This is a genomic window from Haloarcula rubripromontorii, assembly GCF_001280425.1.
GTDB classification, from domain to species: Archaea; Halobacteriota; Halobacteria; order Halobacteriales; family Haloarculaceae; genus Haloarcula; species Haloarcula rubripromontorii.
This window is the reverse complement of the sequence record NZ_LIUF01000001.1, coordinates 287415-302222: the sequence shown is the minus strand read 5'-3', so window position 1 is coordinate 302222 and position 14808 is coordinate 287415. Positions and strand designations below refer to the sequence as shown.

Genomic DNA, 14808 nt, shown 5'->3' with positions numbered 1-14808 from the left:
CTCACTCGGCGAAAGACCGATTGGCGGGGCGACCCAAGTATCGGCGATGGATACCCCGCAGGCCAGTCCCGACCCTCCGGAGCCGGTCACGCCGGGCGACCGGCCGCCCCGCCTCGGTCGCGTCCCGTTCCTCGACAACACCGCCGCCATGTTGCGTGACCCGCTCGGGTTTTACGACCGCGCCGGTGCCCACGAGGCCGACGTGGTGGGGTACAGCGTTGCCGGGACGACGGGCTGTTTCGTCTGCCATCCCGACCTCGTCGAGCAAGTGCTGGTGACCGACGCCGACGCCTACGAGAAGGGGCAACTCCTTCAGGACACCCTCGGCCAATTCATCGGTGAGGGGCTGTTCCTGCTGGAGGGCGAGGAGTGGCAGCGTCAGCGGACGGCGCTCCAGCCGGCGTTCTACCGCGAACGCATCGCCGCCTACGGCGACACGATGACCGCGTTCGCCGACCGGACCGCGGCGGACTGGGGCGACGACCAGCGCATCGACGTGCGCCCGCACATGCAGGAGCTGACGCTGAACATTCTCGGCAAGACGCTGCTGGACGTTGACATCGAGACTACCGCAGACGCGCTGGAGCCGCTGCTTGACGCCCTTCGCAAGCGGCTGGACCCGCGGTCGCTGTCAGCGTACCTCCCGCTGTGGGTCCCGACGGCGACGAACCGCGCTGTCAACAACTCGCTGGCCGAGTTTCAGTCCACGCTCGACGACGTTATCGCCGCCCGTCAGCGCGAAGACGAGCACGCCCGCAAGGCACGTGACGACGTCCTCTCCCTGCTGCTCTCGCTCGATGACGAGACAATGGACCGCGAGCGACTGGGCCACCAGCTCCTTACCTTTCTCGTCGCCGGCCACGACACGACGGCGCTGACGCTCACCTACGCCTGGTTCTTGCTGGCGAATCATCCGAAGCGCCAGCAACGCCTGCACGAGGAACTTGACGCGACACTGGGAGACAGCCAGCCGACGCCCGAAGACCTGTTCGACCTGCCGTATCTCGACGCCGTACTGAACGAAGTGCTCCGGCTGTACCCGCCCGCGTTTACCGTGTTTCGTCAGCCGACGGAGCCGGTGACCCTTGGCAGATATGAACTCTCGACGGACGCACAGCTCACCCTCCCGCAGTGGCTCGTCCACCGCGACGAACGGTGGTACGACGCGCCCGATGCGTTCCGCCCTGAACGGTGGGACGACGACCTCGAATCGTCGCTCCCGGACTACGCCTACTACCCCTTCGGCGGCGGCCCGCGCCACTGCATCGGGATGCGCTTCGCCCGGATGGAGGCCAAACTCGCCCTGGCAACCATCGCTCAACAGTACGCCGTCGACGCGGTCACCGAACCGCCGCTGTCGCTGGCGATGCAGATTACGCTGAGTCCCACAGAGCCTATCGAGGTCCGACTGCGGGAGCGGTGATCGACCGCCCGGTAGCTGGCCCCGCTCTCGAAAGGGGTTTGGGGGCGGACCTGCAAGCGGTGGTATGCTCCGGGTCATCGGGCTGTTGCTGCTCATCCCGCTGTTCGACATCGTGTTGCTGGTGACGGTCGCGATACCGTTCCTCGGCCCGCTCGTGACGGTCGCGCTCGTCGTCCTGACGGCGCTGATCGGCATGCTGCTGGTCCGCGCTGAAGGCCGCGCGACGCTTCGGAAAATCCAACAGCGGCTCGCAGTCGGTGAACTCCCGACCGACGAACTCATCGACGGCGGCCTTCTCATCGCCGCCGGCGCGTTCTTCCTCACCCCCGGGCTGGTGACGGACTTCGTCGGTCTTCTGCTCGCGGTGCCGTTCACCCGCTACCCCGTCCGCGCCGCCACGCGCCGCTGGGTCGTCCAGCCGTACGTCGACGCGAAGACCGGCGGCTTCGCCAGCGGCCAGGTGTACGTCGGCGGCTTCCCAAACGACGAGAACGGCCCCGGTCCGACCGGCCCAGATGGCGGCCCCAGTCCGGGCTCTGGGTCTGGTCCCGGCACATCCTTCGATCCAGAGGAAGCTACTGACGTTGACTTCGACGACAGCGACGAAAACTGAAGCCCTGACGCGGTTTCACATCCCCAACCGGCCGCGAAACGTTACCCTTTTCAATACCCCTCGGGTACAACTGAATGCGTTGGGCCAATAGCTCAATCAGGTTGAGCGCTCGGCTGATAACCGGGAGGTTCGCGGTTCAAATCCGCGTTGGCCCACTGTCTTTCTGTTTGCATTCCATTGACCACACGGGAGAGGGGTGTATATAAAACTACCGTCCATCAACATCTTCAGTTAATGCACGAACGTACGAACCGTCTCCCGTACGTCATTTATTGGGCAACTCTCCACTGTCCGATTAACCCTTACCGCTTCAGCCGACAGCACAGCTACAACTCACAATCATAAATATTAGTAATGACGAACTATAAAATATTCCGCGATATCTGACACGCATATGAATATAAAACTGATGAGGAGGTTTGTAGCGTGTACGCTCCGATCAATCATTGGTCTAAGTAAGTTCGTCTGACCTCTTACGAGAGGGCATCTTGTACGCACTATTCATGCTCACCAAGTGGCTGTAACCATGCTTGATTTCCCTGAGGAAAGGATGTTGGAGCAATAAATAGTCCCTTTTCCTTTCTGAAACTGCGCGCGCACGCGCCATGAGTGAGGGACTTTTTAACGCATGCACCTCATGATTAGTTTGTCGCGGCGAGAAAGTGGGATGCACCCACTTGGTGACCTGATAGAGTTGTACCATAGTGAGAAGCATCGCTATCGCTCGTCGGAACTGAAAGTGCGCCACAGAGCTGCCAGGCACGATGGCGCACGATTGTAAGCACCTTCGGCCACCAAGGTGCGGCCACCGAAGGCGACCATCACTACAACGTGTGGTGATGTGATATCTTCGGTATGAACAATGGGTGGCACGATGAGAGACATCCATGTCCTCAGAACACCACAAACACGACGACTCGAACCAAGATAACAATGACACTGAATCAGAGAACAACAATCAATCCAATCTAACGGAATTCAGTGAGTTGCGAGATGTTGTTCTGAAGCGCGATAACTACCAATGTACCAACTGTGGAAAGCCACAGGTGCTGGCACAGTCACTTGATATTGATCACATCGTTCCACGAGGCGTAGGTGGCTCTGAGCGCATTTCGAATCTTCACACACTGTGTCGGCAGTGCCACGATGCCAAAGACAACGATGCAGCTGCAACGTCGGTAGAATGGATGAGTACTGGTATGATGGACCACTATGAATTCCAGTGGTTCAAGCACTTCATGAATGAGATGTTTCCTGCACTTAGTCGCCAAATCGGTGTCAGGGTTTCACCGAAATTCGGAATCAAGGAGACTGAGGTTTGGCGTACTTCAGTCGGTGGACTGTATGCGATGGACGGACGGCTTTCAAACATTGACAGTCGGTACAAATCAATAGACCTGTCCACGGACTTCTAACAAGGTTGTAAGCTGTATCGGTGATTTTTGACCTAGAACTACACAGCATCTGATAAGATCGGTTAATTCAAACTCTTATCGATTGTATTTTGACGATATGATGGCAGTTGTGGTATCATGCTCACAACTAAGGAGATGTGTCTGTGAGCATGTGCTTAGGTCCATCCACTGTTCTCTCACCATCGACGGGCTGGCCGTTGCACCACTGACTGTGTATCAATTCGTGACGCTGTCGTGGATGCAGTGACCTGGTGCGACGGGAGTAGTGGGTGGTTCGGTCGGTGGGTACTCTCACGGTGGGCGCTAACCGCTACGCCCACCGAGTCGAGTAACCCACACGACACGAACCAATTCAGCATTGGGATGCTGTTTGGGGTGAATCAAGTTACGACAGGACAGTGAGCACGTGAACGGTGGGAAAGATCAGTGTAGTAAAACGTCGATGCTCCCAGTCAGATTACAACCATACAACTTTCCACTAATTCACTCGTCATGCTCCAAGGCCACTACTTTACCTGTCACCATTCAAATGATTCTTGCAATGGGACTCCTGACAATACTGGGGCTATTGCTAGATATTTTTGGTGCAATCCTGATACTGGGACCTGAATACCGTCCGCTGGAAAAATTGATCAGGTCGCTTGATCCAATGTATACTGGCGTGAATTACGGTCTAAAAAAGATTGAGAGTCGAGAAGGAGGAGAGACCCAAGTGAAGGGCTGGAAGTTCTATCCAATGAGATGGTTCATTAATAATTTTTATGACGAGAAAATAACCAGCAACGATACCGTGGTTTTCGCGAGTGACAGAATATACTGGGACGCAGAACAAATGGAATATTGGATTACGGAGCAACCCAACGGTAGCGCCAATATGACCACTCCTTCACCGTCAGAGCGCGACGACGATGACGATTACGACAGCCAAAGCCTCAAAATACGTCATGTGAGAAACAGGTATAAAAAGGTTGAGAGAAAATGGATGTACAAACTAGGATTAATGCTTCTAATCAGCGGATTCCTTCTTCAGCTCATAGACCAGATAACCTGTTGCTCTACCGTAGTAGGAAATCAACCAACTTAGTTCCAAAGCACGGAACGATAGCTTATTTATCATATTTGTAATGAATGCGGTGTGTGTTGAGTTACTGTTGAACGTATAAGTTGATCAATTTGTGGGTTCCCGGACTCGATAATTGTCGTAACAAACCGAGGACTGATGATCTAACCGATAGCGATGTGTTACGCGATGTGCGCGCACGCGTAGTATTCAACCCCCAACGAAAGATAGTATGGTAATCCCAGTATGATAGCATGGTGGAGGGGATCACGGACCCGCTCTTTGTCCAGATAGTGTTCCCTCGAATAAGTGCTTGAAACCGTGCTTGTTCGATATGATGTACCGTTTGAGTGGGAGTTTTGAGCTACACGATTTGTTGAACAAACTCAGAAAAGAAGGGTCATGACAATCAAATATAGTACACCGATGACGACAGCAAGTGCAAGGAGTCCTTGAATGACTGCAACAACTGCTTCTGAGGTCGACGTTTCTTGATCAACTCCGTCACTGTCCTGAATATCGACTATCTGCGAACCCGATGTTTGTTCATCAGTCTTATCTGAAGATGGTTGGTTACTTGCCGAACTTTCGATTGACTCACCTTCGATAAACTCCCTCACAAGGTCGTAGGTGTCTTCATCTCATAATTGTCCCCTCAATATTTGAACCTGCTTCTGAAAAGATTAGATACACTATGGACCCCTTGAAATATGTAAAAAATAGTGCAAATGAAAACGAGGCTCTTGAATACAAAGATGCAAGAGCCGAGAGTAGCGATCTCGCAGAAGAGTTGGTTGCTCTAACGAATTCAGGTGGTGGGATTCTGGTACTTGGAATCACCGAGGATGATGGAGAAATTGTTGATGTACAAAATGTAGAGAATCCATCCCAGGTAGAAGAGTCAATCAACCAAGTAATAGCGCAACTCGTGGAACCTCGAATATCGTTCGATATGACTGAGCATGAGTATGAGGGAAAGCGGATTATTTCGTTCTCTGTTGATGAGAGCAATGGTCTACACAGTTATGAGCAAGATCAAATCCCAGTATACCCTACAAGACAAGGCTCAACAACAACTTATCTACATGGGCGAGAAATCGCTGAAAGACTAAATAACACACAGCCTGAAGAATCAAGTAATATAAATACTGCTGAAAATACTGAATCAAAAGATTCTATCGATGTTGACTTTCCAAATCAACCTTCGGTATATTTCACTAACATCGATGACGGGCATATAGCTGAGGCATGTACTTTCTCGAAGGTTTACTGGCCTACAGACCCGTATCAAACGTCGGTTCGACTTACTGGCATAAAGTTGAACTCAGCTATTGATATATTATCTACATTCTTTGAAGAATTCGAGATCGATACAGATTCTAATCACTTCACGATTCATCAGCAGGGTGGAGCTTGGTTTGGTAAAGGGTATGAAAACTTTCTCAGTGCAGTGAGTAATCAAGACTACCGTTATTCAACTATCCCACCTGATGTAGAATTTCAGGCCTACAAGACTGAACAAGCGATTTTCGTGGGGGAACTGAGCTATGTGTATCCTAATACGACCGTGATAATGCACGTTGAGAGATACACAAATTCTGAAAAGTGCCGAAGATTATCAATAGAATTGTTACTCGATGGAATACCGATTAATACGCAACCTATAGACGAATTCACTGAAAAGAGTGGAGTATATTTCGACAATGCGAAATCTATTGACATTGAAAAAGTCGGGTATCCCGAACCATCCAATATTCCTGCAGACACAATTGATCTTGTTGAATCACACCACGAAATCGGGGACGAAGAGTGGATCTCAGGTGCGGTCTGTCGAAACCCATTCCATAACCGAGACGAGGAACTCACTCAACTAATGGAACTAAGCACCACAGGCGGGATCTGTGACTATCAACTAATTCCTGCCCGAATGCGTGATCACCATCCTCGATCATCACCCAAAGAGTATGATACCGTTAGATTCCTGATCACTGAAATCAGCGAATTTGCAGATACAATCCCAATGACCATACATAACATAGAATATGAAATAAACTGGTAGGCTATTACCCCATCACACTCTCAGTGTATCTACAGGTATTCAACAGATATTCGATGGCCATGAGAAATATTTGATTACTGTCATTATTTTGTCATGTGAATTTGATATCAATCTATTCGAAATTTTGATTAGACGAAATTAATGGGGTCGAGAATAAGCAAGTCACGACTAGGATTAATTGACGTAGTAGATAGTCTTCCTACCATCTTCGGGATGAGACTCAGATTGGACAAGCTCGTTGTTGATGAGAGTCCTACGACTCCGTCGCTCCTGTCTCTCAGACATATCTGTTTGCTCGCAGATTTCAGTTGCGGTCAGCCCGCCATCGGCGTTAACCAACGTTGCGTACACCTTGATGGCAGAACTCGATAGGTCAGCAACTTTGGGCCGAATTGTTGGAACCCAATCAGGGATTGATGACGTGTTCACGTAGACGTTTGGCTCAACACCGTCGTTGCGACCAAACCGCATGATGGCTTGGAACACACCCATCTCCCGATATTGTTTCACGACCTTGTTACCAAACTCGCCGTAGTCGACGGATTTGTTTCGTCCATCAGTGTCCTCACGGTTAGCAGTCACAGTTTCATTAGCTAACGCCCCAATACGTTTCACATACCCATCGGATCTCGATGGTGAACCGAAAATCGAGCCAACAGCCACATCTTCGAACTCATTTGACCCTACGAAATTGCCAAAGTGCTCTGTATTAGAGATGTTTTCAAGCATCTCGCTTTCCTCATAAATATGCAAAGCACTATCGGATGAAATGACCGAGACTTGTTGATCTTCATATGCCGATATTAGTTCCATCAGTGTACGGTCGTGTGGTGGAGTGACCCACTGACCCGAACTGTATGGCTTGTATGAGTCATTGAGCTGAATAATATTGTAGCCGTGCTGATCCAACAGTGTCGTTCGCTCAGTTTTCGAAAGTGCCTGCCAATGATCTATCTCCCGACCAAGTGCAAGCTCCCATAGTTCGGGAATAGGCGTACCATCAAGACAGATGATACCATTTGTTTCGTCAAGCTCGGGCCGTTTCAACAACGTCACAGAACCATTTTCCCGATTACGTACTCCGACAAGATCATTTCCATCAACCGTCCCAAGATGTGCACGTTCAAACCCATTACCCATCCGCTCTGCAGTCAGTATCGTCTCTACGATGAGATCGCCGTCGGTGTGCCCATTTGATTCGACAACTTGGTTGAAGTCGTCCTTACTGCCGACATTTGATGGCAGTAGACCCGTGTAGTCGCCACGAATTTCCATAAGGTCATCCAACGTTTCGGCATTGAACAGCTCTCTCTCAGGAATACTATTGCCATCAAGATATGCTGAGACGATTGAGTGCACGCTGTCGGCAGTGAATTCAGTCGTCCATGCCTCCAAGTCATATTCATCTATCACGACGGTTCGGTCACTGACACTCTTTGGAGCGTAGGCGTGCCGATAGTGGCCGACAAGAACGTCAGCGTCATCATTGAGGTCATCCCACTTCCGTTTGAACTGACACGGCTCATCGCCTGCTTGACAAGGTAGCCGTTGATCAAACAATTGTAGATCACTCTTATGTATCCTCGATGCGCTCACTCCCGATTGGTACGCGCTGTTCACCTTGTCCTGCCACTCGTCACCGTGCTCTCCATCATATGTCGGACAGTCATGGGTGAATGAGGGGATGCGCTCAACAGTGAGGTCAAACTCGTCGCACCACTCACGGAATTGGTCATACAGCTCGTGTCGCGCTGTCAACACCGTGATTGGTTCCTCGGATTGTGCAGCAGCCATGACTGTTCCGTATGATTTGCCCAGGCTGGGTAGTGCTTCAATGAGCACGTCTTCCTCTGAATCATACGCCTCAACTAATCGATTGGTTACACGGTTACGGAACTCATCTATTTGTTCGTTCTTTCCACCATCGCTGTGAGTTGCCTTTGGAGGTAAATCGTGGACGAACCAATCACTGTAATCCGCGATATCAGATACTGGGCATTCCCTGACCGTTCGTGAAACGTACTTGCTGCCATGACCGCGTTCTGAAGGCCTGCGGTACTCTTCGATGATCCTCTCTGTATCTGTGTCGGTGAACCGATGGAATTTCAGTTTACCAGCGAGTTTCGCATCATATTCTGACGGGGTTGGACTGGATGCACCTTGTGGTGTACCCACAGTAACGGAAGTAGGCTCAAGATTCGAAAGGAGGTCATCAACATCAGAATCTCGTTCACGAATGGTTGATAGCGAGATACCAACCTCATTCGTAAACTGACCGTTTTCTATGACTGATGCAGGAAGATTTTCGTCAGAAGACTTGGATGGACTTACGTCTTGGTCACTGGTATCGCCCGTGGCTGGACGAAGTTCTTCGGGTAACTGTGAGCGTTTTAGACGTGCAATGGGACGAGACTGCTCAACAGTGTAGATACCCCCCGATGAGTGGTCCGAACCAGGGACCACACCACCTTGATTCTGAACATGAAAGTCAGTATCCAGACCGCGTGCTCCTCGCTGAAATTCGCCTATGAAGTAGTCGTGGAATCCTTCTCCTGAACCTGAACGGATACGGAGTGTGTCGTCAAGATCGTCACCACCGTATCGTGAAACGTTATCATAATCAAGCAGTACGATACCCTCAGTATTGAACTCCTCACGTCCACACACGAGATAGAATCCGTCGAATGTTCCATCACACAACAACCTCGCAGCATCGTCTATATCGTAGAAATCTTCATCCTCGATAACCTCGTCTATGGAAGTACCCTTCGTAGCGTACAGTGGTTTCTTCTCTTTTGTTGGAACAAGCTTGATATCACGCTCAAACGCAATACCAAACCGACGAAGTTCTGCAGCTCGTTCTTCACGTGTAGTGTTCTGCACAGTGGCTTGGACACCAATATCCTTGGTCGGTCCAATTTCCTTGTTGACTGCATCTACGTCGACTTTGGTAAGATACGTCTCGAAATGAGATTGCTCATATCCGTTGGCAACTGCCTGATTAACGATTTCCTCACCACTGATATAGTGGATGCCCACATCCTCTGACGGGTACAGAAACTTGTGGGCACTGACTGCAAATCTCACACATCGTCGGTGCAGGTCTTGATTATCACTTTGGCGCTGTCGCTGTGGCTGGTGCTGTTTGTGTATGCTCATGGCTGTCAAGACCTCGGTATTGGTTTTTCGCTACGACGATGGTCAAGGATGAAACCTGACCGCAGTATCAGGAGTGAACTACAACAGTCCGATACTACGACGGTTCATCCTTTTTTGTCGTAGGTCACCGAGTGTAATCACTGGTAGTCGGGAAGACGTATAATCCTTCTACACTGGGACACAGGTGTCGCGAAAGGGCGGCTGAATCAGCCAGCAATCACGTGATTGGACCACTGTCGAAAAACCCGTGGACCGTTCCATCCATCATGTTCTCAGAAAGCGGACAGCAACATACTATTAACATATGTAGTTGTCCCCTTTTTTCACCACTTCTGCAGTTCCAAACTTAGCAACCGCTGTGCTTTTGATGTTAGCAAGCCGCCCCACTATCCACCTACCTGTGGCTAAGTCGTTCTTTGTACGGTCCAAAAATATTGAATAGATGCTATGTGACAGTCAATCAATCATTCATCTGAGAAGTGTTCTCTCCGTTGCTCTGCCTTCTCGTCTTCTGAGCGAACATCGTAGTGGTCTTCCAACACACCTTCACTCACATCACTCCTATCACGGATAGCTTCTACAGGAATATCGTTCTGTGAGAGGAAGTGAGTAATCGCGCCACGACGAATATCATGGGGTGGTCGAATCGATGGACACCCACTTGGCTTGTTCGTATAGCCCGATGTCTCACAGTCGTCGGGATTAGTGTCGTGTGGACACTCACTATGCAAGCAGGGCTGTGTGAGTCGGTACACGTGCCGTCGTAACGTCGACGTGGAAGCACGGGCTGTTTCAGTACAAACAAGCGGCTCACGACCATGCTCGTCCGTTACATTAGGTCGTACGTCGTCTATCCAATCATCGAGTATAGCACACGTATGAGCGTTAAGGGCAATGATACGCTCACCGTCCTCTTGCTTCTTCAACGGCGTCTCTTCACGGTGTCGGACGTGCAACTTCCGTTCTGTTCGATTGTAGTCACTCACATCAAGGGATACCATTGTTCCAATACGCATTCCCGTGCGCCACAGTATTCGGAATATGACGTGGTTCATCGCTGCGTATTCGTACCGTTCTAAGTAGGACTCAATGGCGTCTGCACGTTCTTTTGCCACTAATGAGGACCGTTGGTCATCACCGTTGAGGGATGGGATGTCGATGGACTCATGCAGGTTAGAGTGGACCGCATCAATCCGTTCGAGGAATTGGATGAACACACGCAGTGTCGACAGTTGCGTATGCATACTGACATTGTTCAGTTCACCGCCTTTCCGTCTCCACATTTTGAACTCGTGGAGTTTGCGTCCAGTAAGGTCGTCTGTTTCTTCGATGTCGGGTGTTTCTTTCATCCATTGGACGAAGTGGTTGAGACGGTATTTGTGAGAGTCGAGGGTTGCTTCGCTCACTTCTCTGCGGCGTTCATCCAGATACATTTTCAATGCATCGTCGGGAAGTATCCCATCGATTTCAGACATTGGAACACTCCCGCGCAGTTCGATGATAGTGAGTGGTAGCGGTAATTTTTGCTGTGGATGCTGTCGCTGTCTGCGGGTCTGGTTCGCGGTTCAAATCCGCGTTGGCCCATACTGAGTTCTCCCCGTTCTTGGCTTTACCAGAACCGGAGCTACAGCGCCGTAATTCGTCGATTTCGGCGGAATTGAAAAGTGCCGTTGAAGGAAGTATTTGTCAACTCGCAAGCGAACCTTGCGGACCCTGCCGCCGTCTGGCGTTTACTGCGGCTCAGGCTGTTCTCACGAGGTGGTTCCGGTGACCGACTCAGAGTTCCGAGAGACATCGCCACCGGTTCCGAGTCCGTCGAAACGTGGCTCCGGTCGTGAGAACCTGCCGCAGGAACACAAGCCGGAGATTCCCGGTTCTATCGACTGGTCCGAGTACACCGCGTACCGGTGCTGCATCTGCCAAGACAACTGCATCAACAAGATCGACTCGGACTACGCACGAGCGCGGGAGTGTCGCCACTGCTACGCGGTTCCGACGCTCGACCGGCACAGTGCCGACGATCCCGCGCGTGGCCGGTAACTCCTCTGTCCAACGATGTGCCGAGGAGAGGACAGGGGAGTACCCGCCGTAGGTAGCCGACCCACCGTCCGACCAACCCAGTGTGTTGGCGGCCCGACCCCACAGGTTCGCGTTCCGGGAGAGGAAACCCCCCTTGCGGGGGTTGACTCGACCTCGCAGCCGTGCGTGTCTGCCAGCCTCCACAGTCCACCGAAAGCGAGGGCGCGGGAGAGCTGGTACGCCCGGCAGCGCAGCGGAGCGAGCAGCCCGGACCGGGCCGCGAGCGCCAATCGCGGCCCGCACCTGCTCGACCAGCCGGCAGCGGCCCCTTGCGGGTCGACCCGGAAGCCCGAGCGTTTCCCCCGAACCCGGCGGGTGAGGGGAATCGTTACCGCGTTCACCTGTCCGACCAATGCCGTTTCTGCCTGTGCGGGGTCCCACGCATGACGAGCCGCGTGGAGCCGCCGGGACACCTGGGCGGCCTCGACCTCGCTGATAGATGTAACACTCCCGTCTTAGCAGACCTCTTGGAAGAGCGCGACCTCCTCGGTCACGGCCAGTTGCTCCACGGAACACTGACCGAACGTGATGAAGACCGCGTACGCATTGCGAAGTTCATTGCGGCGCATCCGGAAGGTACGCCGCTGTCTCATGTTGTTTCGTACGCTGTGAAAGGAGTCTCGCCGGAGACGTGCGAGCGCGTCGACGGTTCGGACCCGGATTACCAGTTTGCATACCGCTTCATCGACGACCTCGTAGCCGATGACGACCCGTACGTGCGGAAATCCCGGTCGTCAGGCGTTCTTTTCGTGACCCCGACACTGCGGCTTCTTGACTTGATTACAGAAGGCATTACTCAAACAACCCAGACAGAGGGTGTAACGTACGACCGCGAGTTTCTGCGTAATTACCTCTCTCGTGTCGATTCTGTAGACGATGACTTGCGCGAGTTACTGAAGGACGGTTTTACATCCTACCTGAACCGCATCAAGGATTACAAGCTGCTGTTTGATGTCCACTTCGTAGATCGCCGTGGCGGTGAGTCCACACAGCGGATGACGAAGGACTACAAAACCCGGTTCAACGATCAAGGTCGTGTCTCCAAGCAGTTTGCCCGATTCAATGATGCGCTGGAATACGGCTACGAGAATGCTGAGAACGCCGTGCTGGTGACGCTGACGACAGACCCGAAGCGCCAAGACTCGCTGCTCGACGGGATAGATTCGATAAACGAGAACCTCAACCGGCTGTTGTCGTATTTCGATTCGGACCCATCGACGAAAGCCGATACCCGCGACCCGGCCGTTCCCGGCTGGCGTCCCAATCTCGATAGCGAGGTGACCGGGCGACCGCGTGACCGACCAGACTACATCAAGGCGCTGGAGTTTACCGAGAAAGGATACCCGCACCTGCACGTGCTGTTTTTCGACGTGCCGACACGCGAGAAAGACGGACTGCCGTGGCTGTGTGACAAGTCCGAAGTAGCCGCGAAATGGGCCGACTACGGGCAAGGAGAGATCGTCGACGTATACCCACTGACGTACCGCGACGACCTTGATGACCTGGAACCGGAGTTCCAGAGCGACGAGGGCTTCGTCGACTGGTATCGGTTCGGCGACCACGATCACGGAGAAGACTGGGTGCGCGAACGGACCCGGTCGCACGAGTTGATCGAGTTCGGCGACGACGGTCACGAAAAGGAGTCGACAGCTGGCGCGTATCTCGGGAAGTACCTGAGCGCGACGTTCGGTTCACTGCTCGACGCTACGGAGTCCTTCGAGCAGGGCGGCGACGAACGAGAGACGTACGCGGACAAAGCAGCGACGTGGAAGCTCGCGTTGTACTGGGCGACAAACCGGCGCTTCTGGTCCTGCTCGAAGCCAATTACGGAAGGAATTGACCCGAACGACCACCTGCAAGACCCGGACGTGCGCGAAGCCGTCCGCTGGTGTTCGCTCGACTCAGTACAAGCAGCGAGTGAGAGCGAGATACGCGACAACCTGGCGCGTCGGCAGTGGGACGACCTCGACGATCTCGACGCTGCCGTAGAGCGGGCGATTTCCGATGTGGAACAGCCGCAGGTGCGTTCAACGCTGCCTGAAGAGGCTACGTTCAGGTGTATTGTGGACTACATCGGTGCGTATACGTACTGGGACCTCCCCAGTAGCGAATTAGCCAATACTGCGTATAATATCGAAACTGCTGAAGATTATGTAACTTATTCTGATAGCTTACCTGTTGTTAACCGCGAAAAAGATCCTCCGATAATTTATGCATGGCATTCAAAATCAAAAAATTGATACTAGAAAACAGTAGAGCCAATTAAAAAACCCCGTCTGTGAAATCAAACTTAGAACGGCTGCCGTTCCGCCACCAATCGCAATGAGTGTCGGGACCGGCTCCCACCTCTCTCGACGGTTATTGACATGCAGCTCAGATTCACGACGGTCATAATATGGCTGATTCATAACACCGCTATTATACGCCAGAACTGACGTAATCGTATAATCACCAGGCTTCGCATCACCACTGATATTCATTTCTAATCTGAATGGTGGGTAATGTGCACCGACTTCTGTTAGTACTTGTTCATAACTTTCTGGACCTTCAGACATAATATTGTTGTCAAATACGTCATGACTTTCTGTAAAGTTTTGAGGAACTGTAGTGAACATCCATGAAGGAAGTTTTACAACGGCGCCGATCTCGTCGATATCATGTTCATTCCCATCCGGTAATTCGCCTTCCTCCACGAAATTAACTTCTGCGCCACCATCTTCAGTTTCGGAGACATCATAACCGATTTTGAGACTACCGGGGTGTTCAGCGCTTAGTTCCCTGTTCCCCCAAATCATCACCAATTTACTATTTTCTACTTCTCCTGTCCCTGATATATATAGATCTATGACGGCTGTTCCACCTGGATCAACACTTGGTGTTTGAAGCACAGGAATTAATGTGTATCCTGATGGCATGATTGAATTAATATATAATATTTTGTCTCTGTATAAGTATCTACCCGACATCACTACTAATATTTAACAACGAACAGAGTATATC

Annotated in this window: 10 protein-coding genes and 1 tRNA gene; 8 read left to right on the top strand and 3 right to left on the bottom strand. The window is 51.8% G+C overall.

What is annotated here, in order from left to right; genetic code table 11:
• The first annotated feature begins 46 nt into the window (after positions 1-46).
• The 6 genes from AMS69_RS01570 to AMS69_RS19540 all read left to right on the top strand — a co-directional run bounded on the left by AMS69_RS01570 (position 47) and on the right by AMS69_RS19540 (position 6570).
• A complete protein-coding gene (locus AMS69_RS01570; RefSeq protein WP_053966346.1) occupies positions 47-1423 on the top strand; it encodes a cytochrome P450 in 1377 nt (458 codons plus the stop codon).
• A gap of 64 nt (positions 1424-1487) precedes the next feature.
• Positions 1488-2036, top strand: a complete 549-nt coding sequence (locus AMS69_RS01565; RefSeq protein ID WP_053966345.1) for an FxsA family protein — start codon at positions 1488-1490, stop codon at positions 2034-2036.
• A gap of 81 nt (positions 2037-2117) precedes the next feature.
• Positions 2118-2191: transfer RNA gene (locus AMS69_RS01560), tRNA-Ile, on the top strand.
• Between the two features lie 732 nt (positions 2192-2923).
• Positions 2924-3451: an HNH endonuclease gene (locus tag AMS69_RS19545; RefSeq protein ID WP_077067745.1), complete on the top strand. Its 528-nt coding sequence runs from the start codon at positions 2924-2926 to the stop codon at positions 3449-3451.
• 541 nt (positions 3452-3992) lie between these two features.
• Positions 3993-4535, top strand: a complete 543-nt coding sequence (locus AMS69_RS01550; RefSeq protein WP_053966343.1) for a hypothetical protein — start codon at positions 3993-3995, stop codon at positions 4533-4535.
• 670 nt (positions 4536-5205) lie between these two features.
• Positions 5206-6570, top strand: a complete 1365-nt coding sequence (locus AMS69_RS19540; RefSeq protein WP_077067744.1) for an AlbA family DNA-binding domain-containing protein — start codon at positions 5206-5208, stop codon at positions 6568-6570.
• A 174-nt stretch (positions 6571-6744) separates the two neighbouring features.
• On the opposite strand, the gene AMS69_RS20060 is transcribed toward AMS69_RS19540, so the two are convergent.
• Positions 6745-9729, bottom strand: a complete 2985-nt coding sequence (locus tag AMS69_RS20060) for a hypothetical protein (protein WP_155119930.1) — start codon at positions 9727-9729, stop codon at positions 6745-6747.
• 464 nt (positions 9730-10193) lie between these two features.
• The gene (locus AMS69_RS19535) at positions 10194-11204 is read right to left on the bottom strand and encodes a tyrosine-type recombinase/integrase (RefSeq protein ID WP_077067743.1); all 1011 of its coding nucleotides are present in this window, start codon (positions 11202-11204) and stop codon (positions 10194-10196) included.
• A gap of 292 nt (positions 11205-11496) precedes the next feature.
• Here AMS69_RS19535 and AMS69_RS01530 point away from each other — a divergent pair, with 292 nt between their 5' ends.
• Both AMS69_RS01530 and AMS69_RS01525 read left to right on the top strand, forming a co-directional pair.
• Positions 11497-11769, top strand: a complete 273-nt coding sequence (locus AMS69_RS01530; protein ID WP_155119929.1) for a hypothetical protein — start codon at positions 11497-11499, stop codon at positions 11767-11769.
• Between the two features lie 422 nt (positions 11770-12191).
• Positions 12192-14048 (top strand): hypothetical protein, encoded by a 1857-nt coding sequence (locus tag AMS69_RS01525; RefSeq protein ID WP_053966338.1) that lies wholly within the window; start codon positions 12192-12194, stop codon positions 14046-14048.
• Here the strand turns inward: AMS69_RS01525 and AMS69_RS20055 are convergent.
• Positions 14037-14723, bottom strand: coding sequence for a hypothetical protein (locus tag AMS69_RS20055; protein ID WP_155119928.1), 687 nt, complete (start codon positions 14721-14723; stop codon positions 14037-14039). The genes AMS69_RS01525 and AMS69_RS20055 overlap by 12 nt on opposite strands.
• Positions 14724-14808 lie beyond the last annotated feature (85 nt).